The organism is Streptomyces sp. NPDC006872, assembly GCF_040635845.1.
Lineage (GTDB): Bacteria > Actinomycetota > Actinomycetes > Streptomycetales > Streptomycetaceae > Streptomyces.
In genome coordinates, this window is the sequence record NZ_JBEYIL010000001.1 from 108,446 (window position 1) to 122,932 (window position 14,487).

Annotated in this window: 15 protein-coding genes; 8 read left to right on the plus strand and 7 right to left on the minus strand. The window is 72.2% G+C overall.

The genetic code is table 11. The annotated features are described in order from the left end of the window. The first annotated feature begins 1 nt into the window (after nucleotide 1). On the plus strand, nucleotides 2-1,288 hold the full coding sequence (locus tag ABZ725_RS00490) for an acetyl-CoA C-acetyltransferase (RefSeq protein WP_358801340.1): 1,287 nt from the start codon (nucleotides 2-4) through the stop codon (nucleotides 1,286-1,288). Nucleotides 1,289-1,500: 212 nt separating this feature from the next. Beyond that, on the plus strand, nucleotides 1,501-3,435 hold the full coding sequence (locus ABZ725_RS00495; RefSeq protein ID WP_358800681.1) for an AMP-dependent synthetase/ligase: 1,935 nt from the start codon (nucleotides 1,501-1,503) through the stop codon (nucleotides 3,433-3,435). A 75-nt stretch (nucleotides 3,436-3,510) separates the two neighbouring features. Here the strand turns inward: ABZ725_RS00495 and ABZ725_RS00500 are convergent, their stop codons facing one another. Both ABZ725_RS00500 and ABZ725_RS00505 read right to left on the minus strand, forming a co-directional pair. Beyond that, entirely contained in the window at nucleotides 3,511-4,029 is a 519-nt protein-coding gene (locus ABZ725_RS00500) for a GNAT family protein (protein ID WP_358800682.1), read from the minus strand. 9 nt (nucleotides 4,030-4,038) lie between these two features. After that, nucleotides 4,039-4,542 (minus strand): hypothetical protein, encoded by a 504-nt coding sequence (locus ABZ725_RS00505; protein ID WP_358800683.1) that lies wholly within the window; start codon nucleotides 4,540-4,542, stop codon nucleotides 4,039-4,041. A gap of 206 nt (nucleotides 4,543-4,748) precedes the next feature. On the opposite strand from ABZ725_RS00505, the gene kstD reads away from it, so the two are divergent. Further along, nucleotides 4,749-6,533 carry a 3-oxosteroid 1-dehydrogenase gene (gene kstD, locus ABZ725_RS00510; protein WP_358800684.1) on the plus strand — a complete coding sequence of 595 codons (1,785 nt, stop codon included), beginning with the start codon at nucleotides 4,749-4,751 and terminating at the stop codon, nucleotides 6,531-6,533. Nucleotides 6,534-6,559: 26 nt separating this feature from the next. Here kstD and ABZ725_RS00515 read toward each other — a convergent pair whose 3' ends face one another. After that, nucleotides 6,560-7,315 carry a hypothetical protein gene (locus tag ABZ725_RS00515; RefSeq protein WP_358800685.1) on the minus strand — a complete coding sequence of 252 codons (756 nt, stop codon included), beginning with the start codon at nucleotides 7,313-7,315 and terminating at the stop codon, nucleotides 6,560-6,562. A 142-nt stretch (nucleotides 7,316-7,457) separates the two neighbouring features. Between ABZ725_RS00515 and ABZ725_RS00520 the strand changes: the two genes are divergently transcribed. Further along, nucleotides 7,458-7,718, plus strand: a complete 261-nt coding sequence (locus tag ABZ725_RS00520; protein WP_358800686.1) for a hypothetical protein — start codon at nucleotides 7,458-7,460, stop codon at nucleotides 7,716-7,718. A 142-nt stretch (nucleotides 7,719-7,860) separates the two neighbouring features. Here the strand turns inward: ABZ725_RS00520 and ABZ725_RS00525 are convergent, their stop codons facing one another. The 3 genes from ABZ725_RS00525 to ABZ725_RS00535 form a co-directional block, all read right to left on the minus strand. Beyond that, a complete protein-coding gene (locus ABZ725_RS00525; protein ID WP_358801341.1) occupies nucleotides 7,861-8,463 on the minus strand; it encodes a methyltransferase domain-containing protein in 603 nt (200 codons plus the stop codon). Nucleotides 8,464-8,811: 348 nt separating this feature from the next. Then, entirely contained in the window at nucleotides 8,812-9,126 is a 315-nt protein-coding gene (locus ABZ725_RS00530) for an AzlD domain-containing protein (protein ID WP_358800687.1), read from the minus strand. Further along, nucleotides 9,123-9,881 carry an AzlC family ABC transporter permease gene (locus ABZ725_RS00535; protein ID WP_358800688.1) on the minus strand — a complete coding sequence of 253 codons (759 nt, stop codon included), beginning with the start codon at nucleotides 9,879-9,881 and terminating at the stop codon, nucleotides 9,123-9,125. Before ABZ725_RS00535 ends, ABZ725_RS00530 begins: the two co-directional genes overlap by 4 nt. Before the next feature lie 68 nt (nucleotides 9,882-9,949). Between ABZ725_RS00535 and ABZ725_RS00540 the strand changes: the two genes are divergently transcribed. Further along, nucleotides 9,950-10,522: an XRE family transcriptional regulator gene (locus ABZ725_RS00540; protein WP_358800689.1), complete on the plus strand. Its 573-nt coding sequence runs from the start codon at nucleotides 9,950-9,952 to the stop codon at nucleotides 10,520-10,522. 108 nt (nucleotides 10,523-10,630) lie between these two features. Here the strand turns inward: ABZ725_RS00540 and ABZ725_RS00545 are convergent, their stop codons facing one another. Then, nucleotides 10,631-10,834, minus strand: coding sequence for a cold-shock protein (locus ABZ725_RS00545; protein WP_003974443.1), 204 nt, complete (start codon nucleotides 10,832-10,834; stop codon nucleotides 10,631-10,633). A 299-nt stretch (nucleotides 10,835-11,133) separates the two neighbouring features. Between ABZ725_RS00545 and ABZ725_RS00550 the strand changes: the two genes are divergently transcribed. The 3 genes from ABZ725_RS00550 (at nucleotide 11,134) to ABZ725_RS00560 (ending at nucleotide 14,418) form a co-directional block, all read left to right on the plus strand. Then, nucleotides 11,134-11,991 (plus strand): menaquinone biosynthesis protein, encoded by an 858-nt coding sequence (locus tag ABZ725_RS00550; protein ID WP_358800690.1) that lies wholly within the window; start codon nucleotides 11,134-11,136, stop codon nucleotides 11,989-11,991. Between the two features lie 79 nt (nucleotides 11,992-12,070). Then, nucleotides 12,071-13,789 (plus strand): protein kinase, encoded by a 1,719-nt coding sequence (locus ABZ725_RS00555; RefSeq protein ID WP_358801342.1) that lies wholly within the window; start codon nucleotides 12,071-12,073, stop codon nucleotides 13,787-13,789. Nucleotides 13,790-13,833: 44 nt separating this feature from the next. Continuing rightward, nucleotides 13,834-14,418: a hypothetical protein gene (locus tag ABZ725_RS00560; RefSeq protein ID WP_358800691.1), complete on the plus strand. Its 585-nt coding sequence runs from the start codon at nucleotides 13,834-13,836 to the stop codon at nucleotides 14,416-14,418. The last annotated feature ends 69 nt before the right edge of the window (nucleotides 14,419-14,487 follow it).

Here is a 14,487-nt window from a genome sequence, read left to right on the forward strand (position 1 = left end):
GCTGACCCCCATCGAGCCCCCGAGGGCCCGCCGCGTCGCGATCGTCGGCGGCACGCGCATCCCCTTCGCCCGCTCCGACGGCCCCTACGCCACCGCCTCCAACCAGGAGATGCTGACGGCCGCGGTGAACGGGCTGGTGAACCGTTACGCCCTCGACGTCCCGGGCGTGGTGGGCGAGTTCGTGGCCGGCGCCGTCCTCAAGCACAGCCGGGACTTCAACCTGGCCCGCGAGACCCTCCTCGGCTCGAAGCTGGACGCCCGCACCCCCGCCTACGACATCCAGCAGGCCTGCGGCACCGGTCTCCAGGCCGTGATCGCCGCCGCCAACAAGATCGCCCTCGGCCAGACCGAGTCCGCGATCGCGGGCGGCGCCGACACCACCAGCGACGCCCCGCTCGGCGTCAACGACCGGCTGCGCCGCATCCTGCTTCAGGCCCGCCGGGCGAAGTCCACCGGCGCCCGCCTCAAGGCCCTCGCACAGATCCGCCCCGCCCATCTGATCCCCGACATCCCGCGCAACGCCGAACCGCGCACCGGCCTGTCCATGGGCGAGCACGCGGCGATCACCGCCCGCGCCTGGGGCGTCGAGCGCGCGGCGCAGGACGAACTGGCGGCCACCAGCCACCAGCGGCTCGCCGCCGCCTACGAGCGGGGCTTCTTCGGCGACCTGGTCGTCCCCTTCCGCGACCTGGCCCGCGACCAGAACCTGCGCCCCGACTCCACGGTCGAGCAACTGGCCCGCCTGAAGCCGGTGTACGGAACCGACGGCCCCGACCCGACCATGACGGCGGGCAATTCGACCCCGCTCACGGACGGCGCGGCCGTCGTGCTCCTCGCCTCCGAGGAGTGGACCGAGGCGCGGGGCCTGGAGCCGCTCGCCTATCTGACCGCGTACGAGACGACGGCCGTGGACTTCGTGCGCGGCGATGTGGCCGGCGGCGAGGACGGCTTGCTGATGGCCCCCGCCTACGCCGTCCCGCGCATGCTGGAGCGGACCGGTCTGACCCTGGCCGACTTCGATCTCGTCGAGGTCCACGAGGCGTTCGCCTCCCAGGTGTTGGCGACGCTCGCGGCCTGGGAGAAGCGGGGCCTCGGAACCGTGGACCGGGACCGGCTGAACGTCGCCGGCTCCTCCCTCGCGACCGGCCACCCGTTCGCCGCGACCGGCGCCCGCATCGTCGCGACGCTCGCCAAGCTGCTCGCCGAACAGGGCGGTCCCGCAAGGGGGTTGATCTCGATCTGCGCGGCGGGCGGACAGGGCGTCACCGCGATTCTGGAACGAACGTGAAGGATCCTCATATAACCCCCGAGATTGCACAGCCCTAGCCCCGAAACATCCCGGAACACGCACAGGCTCCACACGTGAGCGCCGTACGATCCCCTACCTAACCGGCGGTAACCCCTTTCATAGGGGGCACACCCGGTTGAACGCGTCGGTGCGCGAAGCACGTACGTAAATGCAGCAAGCAGTTTCGTAGCTGCACGCCCAGGGAGCCGCCCGTGTCCACCCCGTCTTCAGCTTCAGCCGCAGGGTCGGCCTTCGCCGACTTCGACGCTCCCCCCACCCTCGTCGCACCCGAGACCCGACGACTCGACGGCGCCGTACGGGAGGCGTCCGTCCCGGCCCTCGCGCGCCCGGTGACGTACGGCTCGCTCGCCGACCTGCCCTACGACAACGCGGCCGCCGCCCCCGCGGCGGTGGTGCTCAGCCGCAAGGCGCAGGACGGCGAGTGGGCCGACATCACGGCGGAACGTTTCGCGGCCCAGGTCCACGCGGTGGCGAAGGGGCTGATCGCGGAGGGCCTCGCCCCCGGCGACCGGCTCGCCATCATGGCCCGCACGAGATACGAGTGGACGCTGCTCGACTTCGCGGCCTGGGCGGCCGGGCTGGTCACCGTCCCGATCTACCCCACCTCCTCCGTCTTCCAGACCCGCTGGATCCTCCACGACTCCGGCGCGGTCGCCCTGGTCACCGAGACGGCCGGTCAGGCAGCAGCGCTCGGCCCCGAACTCGACCGGCTGCCCGACCTCCACCACCTCTGGGTCATGGAGAAGGGCCATGTGGACCGGCTGATCGAGGCGGGCGAGCACATCCCGGACGCCGAGGTCGAGATCCGTCGCGGGATGCTCGTCCCCGACACGCTCGCCACCCTCGTCTACACCTCCGGCACCACCGGCCGCCCCAAAGGCTGCGCGCTCACCCACGGCAATTTCTTCGCCGAGGTCGACAACGCGATCGAACTCCTCTACCCGGTCTTCAAGTCGAAGAACGACGACGAGCTCTCCGTCCTCCTCTTCCTCCCCATGTCCCACGTCTTCGGCCGGATGGTCGCCATCGCCTGCGTCCGCGCCCGGGTCCGCCTGGGCCACGCCCCGAGCCTGAAGGCGGACGAACTCCTGCCCGACATGGCGGCCTTCAGACCCACCTGTCTGCTGGCCATCCCCTACATGCTGGAGAAGGTCTTCAACACGGCCCGCGCACGGGCGGAGTCGGGCGGCCGGCTGTCCTCCTTCGACCGCGCGGTCGGCGTGGCCCGCCGCTACGGCGAGGCGGTGGAGGCCCAGAAGACCGGCGACGGCTCCGGCCCGGCGGCCACCCTCCGCGCCGCCCGCACCTTCTACGACCCGCTGGTCTACCGCCGCATCCGCAACGCCATGGGCGGCCGGGTCCGCCACGCGATCTGCGGCGGCTCCCCGCTGGGCCGTCGCCTCTCCTCCTTCTACCTGGGCGCGGGGATCGAGATCTACGAGGGCTACGGCCTGACGGAGACCACCGGCGCGTCGACGGTCACGCCCCCCATGAAACCCCGCCTGGGAACGGTGGGCTGGCCGCTGCCCGGCACGAAGATCCGCATAGCCGCGGACGGCGAGATCCTCATCGCCGGCGAACACGTCCTGCGCGGCTACTGGGACCCGGCGGCCGGGGGAGTGGTCCCGGCGGCCCCCGACGGCTGGCTGGCCACCGGCGACCTGGGCGAACTGGACGACGAGGGCTTCCTGACCATAACGGGCCGCAAGAAGGAGATGATCATCACCGCGGGCGGCAAGAGCGTGGCCCCCGCGCCCCTGGAGAACTGGCTGCGCTCGCACCCCCTGATCTCCCAGGCGATGGTCCTCGGCGACGGCCGCCCCTACGTCTCCGCCCTCCTCACCCTCGACCCCGACGGCCTCACCCACTGGCGTCAGATGAACGGCAAGCACCCGGTCCCGGCGGAGCTCCTGATCGACGACGCGGATCTGAACGCCGTACTCCAGCGCGCGATCGACGAGTCCAACAAACTCGTCTCCCGCCCGGAGTCCATCCGCCGCTTCGCCATCCTCCCGACGGACTTCACGGAGTTCTCCGGCCACCTCACCCCGTCGATGAAACTCCGCCGCGAGGCGATCCTGAACGACTTCGCGGACCAGGTGGAGGGCCTGTACGCGCAGCAGTAGGAGAAGCGGTAGGAGAAGCAGTAGGAGAAGACGCCGCTCGTGAACGGCACCCGTCCTCCCCGAACTGCCGTTCGCTCAGGGTGCGTCGTCCCGCAGGACGCTGTAGGACACGCTGTCGCGCCAGCGCCCGTCCCGGAAAATGACGCTGCGCAGGATGCCCTCGCGGGTGAAACCGACCTTCTCCAGGGCGCGTTGCTCGGCGAAGTTCTCCACCTCGGTGTGCGCCTCGATCCGCGCGGCGGGCGTGTGCGCGAACAGGTAGCGGGCCAGGAGGCGTTGGGCCTGGGTGCCGACGCCGCGTCCCTGGGCCTGCGGCAGCAGTTGGATGCCTATGTTCCAGTAGTACGAGTGGGGCACGGTGACGACCTTGCGCCAGGCCACGAAGCCGAGCGTGTCCGTGTCGGTCGTCACCATCAATTGACCGCCGTCGGCGGAGAGCAGTCCGTTCTCGGTCCAGCGGCGCCTGAAGCGCCCGGGGTCCGTCCAGCCGAACCACGCGAACGGCCCGGCGGCCTCGGGGTCGACCATGAACAGTTCCAGCATCGGCAGGTCGTCCTCGCGGACGGGGCGCAGTCGCACGGTGTCGTCGATCACCCGACCACGCTAACCGTGCGCGCGCTGCATCGCATACGTGTTCCCGGCGTCGGGATCGCTGTAGAAGAAGAACAGCACGAGCTTGTTGTGGGCATCGCGGTCCACGTAGAACCGCCAGGTGTAGGCCGAGGGCACCTCGGGCGACTCCGTGGGCGCCGGTGTGGCGGAGCGTGTCCCGACCGCCGTCCGGGTCGTCATGGTGAGGCTGATCGTCTGGCCTCCGGAGTGGTCGGCCAGTTCCCAGGTCCCCGTGCCGGTCACGCGCCAGGCGTCGTCGAAGTCGAAGTCCTGGCCGTCGAGTTGCCGGAAGGCCGCGGTCCCGTCCGGGCGGAGGGTGAGCCGTGTTCCCTCGACGCACTCCCAGGTCCCGACGGCCTCAGCCGCTTTGGCGTCGTGCAGCCCGGTGCCGTTGTAGTACTGGTAGGGACCGGCGAGGCCGGTGGTGCATGCGCTCAGTGCGGCGATCAACGCGACGGACGACGCGAGTGACGCGCCTGCGAGAGGCCATCTCATGGTCACACCCTCGCAGAGTTTTTGAACGTGTTCAACTCAAGTGCGGTGCGCGATCACGTCGAGGCGAGGTGGTGGCGCATCGCCGCGCCCTACGCGTCTTACGTCGCCGTTGCACGGCCATTGACTTCACAAGACCCTCGCGGGACATTCCGGGCTCCGCACCCGAATTCATTCATCCATGCGTTTTCTGCGGGCTGGAGTGGGCCATGAACACGAGCGCGGAACCTGCGAGACCTGTCGGACTGCCCTCCCGTAGGGCCGTGCTCGGGGCGGCCACCGCCGGTGCCGGGCTTGCGGTCGCCGGTGGAGGGGCGCGGGCGGCCGATCTTCCGCTCCTCGGTACCTATGACGTCGTCGTCATCGGGTCCGGGGCCGCCGGGATGACCGCCGCGCTCACGGCCGCCAAGCGGCAACTGACGTGTGTCGTCGTCGAGAAGGCGCCTACCTTCGGGGGGTCCGCCGCCCGGTCGGGCGCCGGGATCTGGATCCCGAACAACTCCGTCATCCTGGCCGCCGGGGTGCCGGACACGCCCGCGAAGGCGGCCGCCTATCTCGCCGCCGTCGTCGGGGCGGACGTTCCCGCCGACCGGCAGGCCGCCTTCCTCGCGCACGGGCCCGCCATGCTCTCCTTCGTCATGGCCAACAGCCCGCTGCGCTTCCGCTGGATGGAGGGGTACAGCGACTACTACCCCGAACTGTCCGGCGGGCTGCCCGGCGGGCGGTCCATCGAGCCCGATCAGCTCGACGGCAACCTCCTCGGCGCCGAACTCGCCCGGCTCAACCCCCCGTACCTCGAAGTCCCGGCCGGCATGGTCGTGTTCAGCGCCGACTACAAGTGGCTCGCGCTGGCCGCCGTCAGCCTCAAGGGGGCCGCCGTCGCCACCGAGTGTCTGGCACGCGGGACGAAAGCCGCCCTGCTCGGGCAGAAGCCGCTCACCATGGGCCAGTCACTGGCCGCAGGCCTGCGCGCCGGACTGCTCGCCGCCCAGGTGCCGGTATGGCTGAACACCCCCCTCACCGACCTGTTCGTGGAGGGAGGCGTGGTCGCCGGGGCCGTCGTCACCCGCAACGGCGTGCCGGGGCTCGTGCGGGCGCGGCGGGGGGTCGTCGTCGGCTCGGGCGGGTTCGAGCACAACGCGGCGATGCGGGCGCAGTACCAGCGCCAGCCGATCGGCACCGAGTGGACGGTCGGGGCGAAGGAGAACACGGGGGACGGGATCCGCGCCGGCCAACGGGCCGGAGGGGCCCTCGCGTTGATGGACGACGCCTGGTGGGGGCCCGCCATCCCGCTACCCGGCGACCCGTACTTCTGCCTCGCCGAACGCACCCTCCCCGGCGGCCTGTTGGTCAACCAGGCCGGCGCCCGCTTCGTCAACGAGGCCGCCCCCTACAGCGACGTCGTCCACACGATGTACGACCGAAACCCGACCGCCCCGGACATCCCGGCCTGGCTGGTCGTCGACCAGAACTACCGCAACCGGTACCTCTTCAAGGACGTCGCCCCGACCTTCGCGTTCCCCGCCGACTGGTACACCTCGGGCGCCGCCCACAAGGCCTGGACCCTGGACGCCCTCGCGGCCTCCATCGGCGTCCCGGCCGCCGCCCTGCGCGCCTCCGTCGACCGGTTCAACACCCTCGCCCTGCAGGGCAGGGACACCGACTTCAAACGCGGCGACAGCGCCTACGACCACTACTACACGGACCCGTCCGTGCTGCCCAACTCCTGCCTCGCACCGCTCTGGCTGCCCCCGTTCCACGCCTTCCGGATCGTCCCCGGCGACCTCGGCACGAAGGGCGGTCTGCGCACGGACGCCCGGGCGCGGGTCCTGCGGGCGGACGGCTCCGTCGTCCCCGGGCTGTACGCCGCCGGGAACGCCAGCGCGGCCGTCATGGGCCACAGCTACGCGGGCGCCGGTTCGACGATCGGGCCCGCGATGACCTTCGGGTACATCGCGGCCCTCGATCTCGCGGCCACGCCTACGCCGGGTTGAACACGCCTACGCAGGGTTGAACACGCCTACGCCGGGTTGAAGGTGATGACGGCGGTGTAGTCGGAACCGGCGTGGAACTCCACCCGTTGGGTGCGGGACGGTGAACCGATTTTGCTCAGCGGCAGGACCCAGGTCTGGGTGCCGCCGCTGACCGTCCTCGTGGGGTGGGCCGAGGTCTCCGTCCAGCTCCAGTCCGTCGACCGGCTCCGGAAGAGGCCGCCGTTCTCGATCATGTAGTCGGCGCCGAGGGCCGAGGGGGAGGGGTAGGGGAGCTGGTAGCCGGTCCTGGTGTTGCCGTCGGTGTCGATGAACACGTGGTAGAAGGGCTTCGCCGAGTGGAAGGTCACCTTGAACGTGACGGTTCCGGAGGACACGCACGCCGAGTAGTCGGTGAGCGGGCCGGAACCGGCGGCCGAGGTGCAGGAGGGGCCGTCGTCGCTGCCGCCCGCCCCGGCGGCGGCCACGTCGGTGCCTGCGCCTGAGTCGGTGTCGGCGTCCTGGCCGGTGGACGGCCCGGCCTGCGTGGGCGCGCCGGCGCCGGCGTTCTTGGCGGACCCGGTGGCCGACGCCTTCGGCGACGCGCTCGTGGCGCCGGGCGACGGCGACGCGGACGGTGCGGTCGACGCCGAGGCCGAGCCGGACCCGCTCGGCGCGCTCGCGTCCGGCCCGGTGCCCCGCGCGTTGTCCGCCAGGCCGCCGCCCGGCATCGAGGTCGCCGACCGCGAGTCACCGTCACCGTCGTCGGTCCCCACGAAGGCCGCGCCACCGATCAGGGCGGCCACGAGCACAGCGGCCCCCGCCAGCAGCACCGGCCGCGACAACCGCCGCCGACCAGGGGACGGGGACGGGGACGGGGACGGGGTTGGGGTTGGGGACGGGGCTGGAGGCGCGGTCGTGGTCCGAGGTGCCGTCTGGGATCGGGGCGTGGCCGTCCCGGTCGGTGGCGTGGAGGCGGCCTCCGCCGCGAACGCGGCCGCCGCCTCGGACATCGGAGGCGCTGCGGCCTCGGACTCCGGGGAGGACGCTGAATCGTCCTCGGCGCCGGTGCGGCCCGGTGGCGCGACGGCAGCCGACGCCGCGGCGATCGCCGACGGTCCCTTCGACCGGCGGGGCAGCGGAGACTGCACTGTTTCGCGTCCTTCCAGCATCCGGGAGAGGGCCGCCGAACGCATTCGGCAGCCCTGAGGCGCCGATCGTACCCGGGTTCGATTGGGATCCAGGCCCAAACCGGCGCCGCGATGTTGTCGCCAAGTTGCTTGCGGAGGGCCGTCGTTGGACCCGGCGGCCGCGACCCGGTCCTGGGACAGGTCCTGGCGCCCGTCCGGCGCTACAGCGGCTTGCGCAGGATCAGGAAGGCCTGCGGGACCTTCTCCCCGCGGTCGGTGTTCGGCTCCCGTACCGTGCGGGACTGCTCGGTGAAACCGGCCGCCGTCAGCAGTTCGACCATCTGTTCCGGACGGCGCCGTAGGAAGTCGAGGGCGACCGGGTGACCCCAGGGGCGGTCGTGGCGGCGGGGCACGTCGCCGACCTGGAAGCCGAGGAGGAGGTGGCCGCCGGGGGCGAGGACCCGGTGGAACTCGGCGAAGAGGGCGGGGAGTTCGTCCACAGGGGTGTGGATGGAGGAATACCAGCTGACCGCGCCGTCGAGGGAGCCGTCCGCATGGCCGTCCAGCTTCAGCATCGAGCCCTGCTCGAACCGGATCCCCGGGTTCTCGCGCCGCGCGATCGCCAGCATCGACTCCGAGAGGTCGAGCCCCGACACGGACAGTCCCAGGGCGGCGAGGAATCCGGTGATCCGGCCGGGCCCGCACCCGAGATCGACCACCCGGCCGCCGGCGCCGACGAGCTCGGAGTACGCCCGCATCACGGCCCGCTCCAGCGGCTGAGCCGCGACCTCGTCACGGAAGAGGTCGGCGTAGTCGTCGGCGATGGCGTCGTAGAAGGTGCGGGTGGCCGTGAGGAAGTCCGGAGTGGAGGGGGCGGGAGGGGCGGACGGCGTGGGAGGGGTGGACGGCGTGGCGGGGACGGCGGTCTCGGCTGGGACGGTAGGGGTGGCGGGCTTGGCGGGGGTGGAGGCGGAGGCGGGGGTGGAGGCGGAGGCAGGGGTGGCGGGCTCGGTGGGGGCGGAGGCGGCGGCAGGGCTTGCGGCTGTGGCGTCGGTGTCCGTCATGGGCGGGGACCCTAGCCGCCCCCACCGACAACGGGTCCCTTCCAAGCCACCCCCCACCGACAACGCGCCCTTGTCCAAGCCACCCTCAGCTTCAAGCCATCCCCAGCTCTAAGCCACCCCCAGCGCCCGCAGCCCCCCGGCCGTCGCCGCAGCCGCCAGCACCACCACCGCGAACGGCGCCCTCAGCCAGGCCAGAACCCCGGCGATCAGCACCCCGGCCGGACGCGCCCACCCGGCGAAGCCGCCGTCCTCGGTCAGCGCGCCCGTCGCCAGCAGCGCGACCAGCAGGACCACCGCCCCGGCGGAGAGCAGCTCCTGGACCCGGGCGGGCAGTTCCAGCCGCCCGTGCAGCACGGGGCCGACCAGCCGGAGGGCGTACGTCCCGACGGCCAGCATCAGGATCACGGCCACCGTCGCACTCATGCCGCGACCTCCTGACGGCCGTACCCGTATACGGTCAGGCCGGCCAGGGCGAGCAGCACCGGCGCCCCGGCCGGAACGAAGGGCGTCGCCGCGAGCGCCAGGACCGCGCCGAGGGCCGCCGGTCGGCGCAGGCTCGCGTCCTTGCGGAGTGCGGGCAGGACCAGGGCGACGAGGACGGCCGGGAAGGCGGCGTCCAGCCCGTAGACGGCGGTGTCGCCGAGGGTGCTTCCGGCGAGGGCCCCGACGAGCACGCCCGTGTTCCAGACGGCGAACAGACCGAGGCCGGAGATCCAGAACGCGGCGCGGCGGCGGGCGGGGTCCGGCTGGGCGAGGGCGAACGCGACCGTCTCGTCGGTCACCAGGTGCGCGCCGAGGAGCCGGGTCGCCCGGCCGGGGCCGAGGAGGTCGGCGACCGCGAGGCTGAACGCGGCGTTGCGGGTGTTGAGCAGGAGCCCGGTCGCGGCGGCGGCGAGCGGACCGCCCCCGGCGATCAGGATGCCGACCGCGCTGAACTGGGCGGAGCCCGCATACACCACCAGGGACATCACCACGGGCGCCCAGACCGGCAGCCCGCCGGCCACGGAGATGGCGCCGAAGGACAGGCCGACGACGCCGCTGGCTACCCAGATGAGGGAGGCGTCCCGGGTGAGCCGGGTCAGCCGGGCGTCCCGGGTGAGCCGGATCGGCCGGGTGAGCCGGATCAGGCGGCCGGCCCGCTTGGATCGCCACCAGGGTGTTCGTTCTGCCGTACGCATGTTCTCTACAATGAACAGAAGCATCCGAGTTCGTCAAGGCGAACGATCGTACCGATGGAGCGAACGAGATGTCCGAGCCGGCCGGAAGCCCGCCCAGACTCCCCCTGGACTGGATCGCCGCGTCCCTGCGGCGCGAGCGCACCCGCGCCGGGCTCTCCCTGTCCGAGCTGGCCAAGCGGGCCGGGATCGCCAAGTCCACGCTGTCCCAGCTGGAGGCGGCGAGCGGGAACCCGAGCGTCGAGACGCTGTGGGCGCTGGGCGTGGCGCTCGGCGTGCCCTTCAGCGCGCTCGTCGAGCCGCCGGCGCCGTCCGTGCAGGTGATCCGGGCGGGGGAGGGGTCGACCGTCGTCTCCGAGAAGGCCGAGTTCGCGGGCACCCTGCTGTCCGCCAGCCCGCCCGGCGCACGGCGGGACATCTACCACCTGCGGGTCGAGCCCGGGGCCGTCCGGGATTCGGAGCCGCATATTCCGGGCACGGTGGAGCACCTGATCGTGAGCACGGGGAGGGTGAAGGCCGGACCGGCGGGGGAGACGGTGGAACTCGACCCCGGGGACTACATGACCTACCGCGGGGATGTGCCGCATTCGTACGAGGCGCTGACGCCGGGCACCACGTTCATCCTGGTCATGCAGCACGTCTGAGGAATGGGTATGGCTATGCCGGGGCAAAGGCAGGAGCCCCGTGCCGAAAGGCACAGGGCTCCTTGGGTACTGCTCTCAGACTTGCGATCTCACGGGTGTGAGGGAGGTTCAGACGGGAGTGACGTTCTCCGCCTGCGGACCCTTCGGGCCCTGCGTCACGTCGAAGGAGACCTGCTGGTTCTCCTCGAGCGAACGGAAACCCTGCGCGTTGATCGCGGAGTAGTGGACGAAGACGTCGGGGCCGCCGCCTTCCTGGGCGATGAAGCCAAAGCCCTTTTCGGCGTTGAACCACTTCACGGTTCCGGTAGCCATAAGCCCTCCTTGGGCCCAAAGGGTTGCCCTGCTCCAGAACCCTGCAAGCGTGAAAGCAAGTGCCGCACAACTGCATACGTCTGAAAACGACGAGAGCCCGCGGTTACATGCTCCGCAGGCTCTGTACTGCAAGGGAAACCAAACTGCAACTTGCGGCGAGCCTAGCACGCAGGCTGCCGAATGCAATAGAGGTCAAGATCACGTCACCCGGATGTTTGAAGATCCCCGAAAGAGGTTGACCCGGAGGGCGCTCGGGGGTCGGAGTCCGGCGCGCCCGGGACGGGGTCTAGCCTCACGATGTGGACAATTCTCGCACCCGGCCGCGCGTCGGCCACATCCAGTTCCTCAACTGCCTGCCCCTCTACTGGGGGCTCGCGAGAACCGGCACCCTCCTCGACTTCGAGCTCACCAAGGACACCCCGGAGAAGCTGAGCGAGCGGCTGGTGCACGGCGACCTCGACGTCGGTCCGATCACCCTCGTCGAGTTCCTCAGGAACGCCGACGACCTGGTCGCCTTCCCCGACATCGCCGTCGGCTGCGACGGCCCGGTGATGTCCTGCGTGATCGTCTCGCAGGTCCCGCTGGAGGAGCTGGACGGCGCACGGGTCGCACTCGGCTCGACCTCCCGCACCTCAGTGCGCCTGGCCCAGCTGCTCCTGGCCGACCGCTTCGGGGTCCGCCCGGACTACTACACCTGCCCGCCCGACCTCAGCCTGATGATGCAGGAGGCCGAGGCCGCCGTGCTCATCGGCGACGCGGCGTTGCGGGCCAACCTGCTGGACGGACCGCGGCTCGGCCTGGAGGTGCACGACCTCGGTGCGCTCTGGAAGGAGTGGACCGGTCTGCCCTTCGTTTTCGCGGTGTGGGCGGCCCGGCGCGAGTACCTGGAGCGCGAGCCGGTCATCACCCACCAGGTCCACCAGGCCTTCCTCGACTCCCGCAACCTCTCCCTGGACGAGGTCGGCAAGGTCGCCGAGCAGGCGGCCCGCTGGGAGGAGTTCGACGAACACGTTCTCGAGCAGTACTTCACCACCCTCGACTTCCGCTTCGGCGAGGCCCAACTGGCGGCCGTGGCCGAGTTCGCCCGCCGCGTCGGCCCGACGACGGGCTTCCCGGCCGACGTGAAGGTGGAACTGCTCCGGCCCCTATCTGCGTAATCTGCTGCACAGCACGTTGCACAAGGCGCTGCACAAGGTGCTGCGCAACGTGCTGTGCACGGGGGAGGGGTGGACGGCCATGCAGCCGCTCGGAGACGACGAACCCACGACCGTGGGGCCCTACCGGCTGCTCGGGCGACTCGGCTCCGGCGGGATGGGCCGTGTCTTCCTCGGCCGCAGCGCCGGCGGCCGCACGGTCGCCGTCAAGATCGTGCACCCGCATCTCGCGCTCGACGAGGAGTTCCGCGCCCGCTTCCGGCGCGAGGTCGACGCCGCGAGACGGGTCGGCGGGGCGTGGACCGCGCCGGTCCTGGACGCCGACCCCGAGGCGGCCGTCCCCTGGGTGGCCACCGGCTACGCGGCGGGCCCGTCCCTGGCCGCGGCGGTCGTCTCCGACGGGCCCCTCCCGCACCACTCCGTGCGGGTGCTGGGCGCGGGCCTGGCCGAGGCGCTCGCCGCCGTGCACGAACTGGGCCTGGTGCACCGGGACGTGAAGCCGTCCAACGTTCTTCTGACAGTCGACGGCCCGCTGCTCATCGACTTCGGCATCGCCCGCGCCACCGACGGCACCGCCTCGCTCACCTCGACCGGCGTCTCGGTCGGCTCGCCCGGCTACATGGCCCCCGAACAGATCCTCGGCCGGGGCGCGTCCGGCGCGGCCGACGTGTTCTCCCTCGGCGCGGTGCTGGCCTACGCGGCGACCGGGCAGCCCCCGTTCCCCGGGGACTCCTCGGCCGCCCTCCTCTACCGGGTCGTCCACGAACCGCCGGAGCTGGGCGAACCGGAAGGCGGACTGCTGCGGGGTGACCTGCGGGAAGTCGTCGAGGCCTGCCTCGCCAAGGACCCCGCCGCCCGACCCGCCCCGGCCGACCTCGCCCGACGGCTCGCTCCCGAAGGCGCGGCCCGACTCGTGGCGGACGGCTGGCTGCCGGGTGCGCTGGTGCAGCAGGTCGGGCGGAGCGCCGTCCAACTGCTGAACCTGGAGGGGACGGCGGCGGGGGCGGCTGTGGCCCCGGTCGCGTCGGGGCCGGTGGCGTTCAGCAGTGCGGCGGTGACGTCCGGCGAGTTCGGCCCGCCGCCGGTGATGGACGCACCGGCCTCCGGGCCGACCTCCGCTCCGGCCTCCGTTCCGGTGTCGGTGCCCGAGCCGCGGGACGCCGAGCCGCCGGCCGCCCCCGGCAAGGTGTCCGTCACCGTGGCCGCCTCCGCCACGGCGGGCGAGGGCGGGCGCGGGCGTCGGCTGAGCTGCACCGTCGCGCTGGCGGTCGCGGGAGCGCTGGCGGCGGTGACGGTCGGTTCGGTCTTCCTGTTCGACCTGCTGCCGGGCGACCGCGACCAGGACTCCGCCGCCGGCAGCGACTCCTACTCGGCGCAACCGACGGCGGACTCGACAGCGGATTCGACGGCCGCCGCGAGCGGCGGCCCCGCCGACGGCGCGTCACCCGCCACCCTCCCGGCGAACTACGTCGGCACCTGGCAGGGCCAGGGCAACGGCCTCGACGGCGCCCTGCCGATGGGCACCTTCCGGGTGACGGTCCGACAGGCGGACGTGGGAGAGGAGTTGGGAGAGCTCCGGCAGACGGACGTGCTCGGCGGAGTCTGCGTCGACCTGCTGACGCTGAAGCAGGTGACGCAGACGCAGGTCGTCGCCGAGTCGGTGGGGGCGCAGAGCAACCACGGCGGCTGCAATCCGCAGGCCCACACGATCACGCTCACCCCGACCGGCGACGACCTGACATACGCCTCCGACAGCGCGGCCGAGGGCAACCCGGTGGCGCGGATGTCGAAGGTCGAGTAGCCCACATGGGGGAACAGAGGGAACAGAGGGAACAGGGGGAACAGATGGCAAGGACCGGGAGCAGCGACGGCGGCGGGAAGCGGCTCCGGGCCCGGGACGGCTGGGGTATCGCCGGAGGCGTCCTCCTCCTCGTGGCCCTCCTCGCCGTCCTCGTCATCGGGATGGGCCTGTGGAAGTGGTTCGTGCGGGTGACCGCGCCGGTGCTGGTGGACGTGCCCGGCGGCGGCTGGACGGTCGGCGCCGGGCTCGGGCTGCTGTCGGTGGCCGGCTGGGTCGGCGGCGCGTGGTTCTCCGCCCCGGAGCGCAACCGGGGCCGCACCCGGCCGGTGCGGATCGGACGTTCGATCGGGGGCGCCCTCTGCTGGACGGCCGCGTTCGGCGCGATGATGTACGTCCTCGGCGCACTGCCCGGCAGGAACTGCGGTTCGGGCGGCGCCATGTGCGACTACATCCCGGGCACCGGCAGCGCCCTGCTGGCCTACGCGGCCACGGCGGCCCTGCTCGGCTGGCTCTGGTACCGCCGCCGCGGCGCGGTGACGTCGGCGCAGCGCGCGCAGGAGCAGGCCCGGCTGAAGCGGCTCCGCAAGAAGGGCAAGGGGAAGAGCAGGACCGCGCGGGGGAGTCGGTGAGCACGGCGGTGAGCACGGCCGCGGGCACGGTGGTGGACACGGGTGGGGGCACGGGCGTGGGCACGGTGG

Excerpts from the sequence above, each read along its gene's own strand:
- ABZ725_RS00505 (WP_358800683.1), bottom strand. The coding sequence starts at position 4,542 with ATGAGATGGCCTCTCGCAGGCGCGTCACTCGCGTCGTCCGTCGCGTTG.
- kstD (WP_358800684.1), top strand. The coding sequence starts at position 4,749 with ATGAACACGAGCGCGGAACCTGCGAGACCTGTCGGACTGCCCTCCCGT.
- ABZ725_RS00530 (WP_358800687.1), bottom strand. The coding sequence starts at position 9,126 with ATGAGTGCGACGGTGGCCGTGATCCTGATGCTGGCCGTCGGGACGTAC.
- ABZ725_RS00535 (WP_358800688.1), bottom strand. The coding sequence starts at position 9,881 with ATGCGTACGGCAGAACGAACACCCTGGTGGCGATCCAAGCGGGCCGGC.
- ABZ725_RS00540 (WP_358800689.1), top strand. The coding sequence starts at position 9,950 with ATGTCCGAGCCGGCCGGAAGCCCGCCCAGACTCCCCCTGGACTGGATC.
- ABZ725_RS00545 (WP_003974443.1), bottom strand. The coding sequence starts at position 10,834 with ATGGCTACCGGAACCGTGAAGTGGTTCAACGCCGAAAAGGGCTTTGGC.
- ABZ725_RS00555 (WP_358801342.1), top strand. The coding sequence starts at position 12,071 with ATGCAGCCGCTCGGAGACGACGAACCCACGACCGTGGGGCCCTACCGG.
- ABZ725_RS00560 (WP_358800691.1), top strand. The coding sequence starts at position 13,834 with ATGGCAAGGACCGGGAGCAGCGACGGCGGCGGGAAGCGGCTCCGGGCC.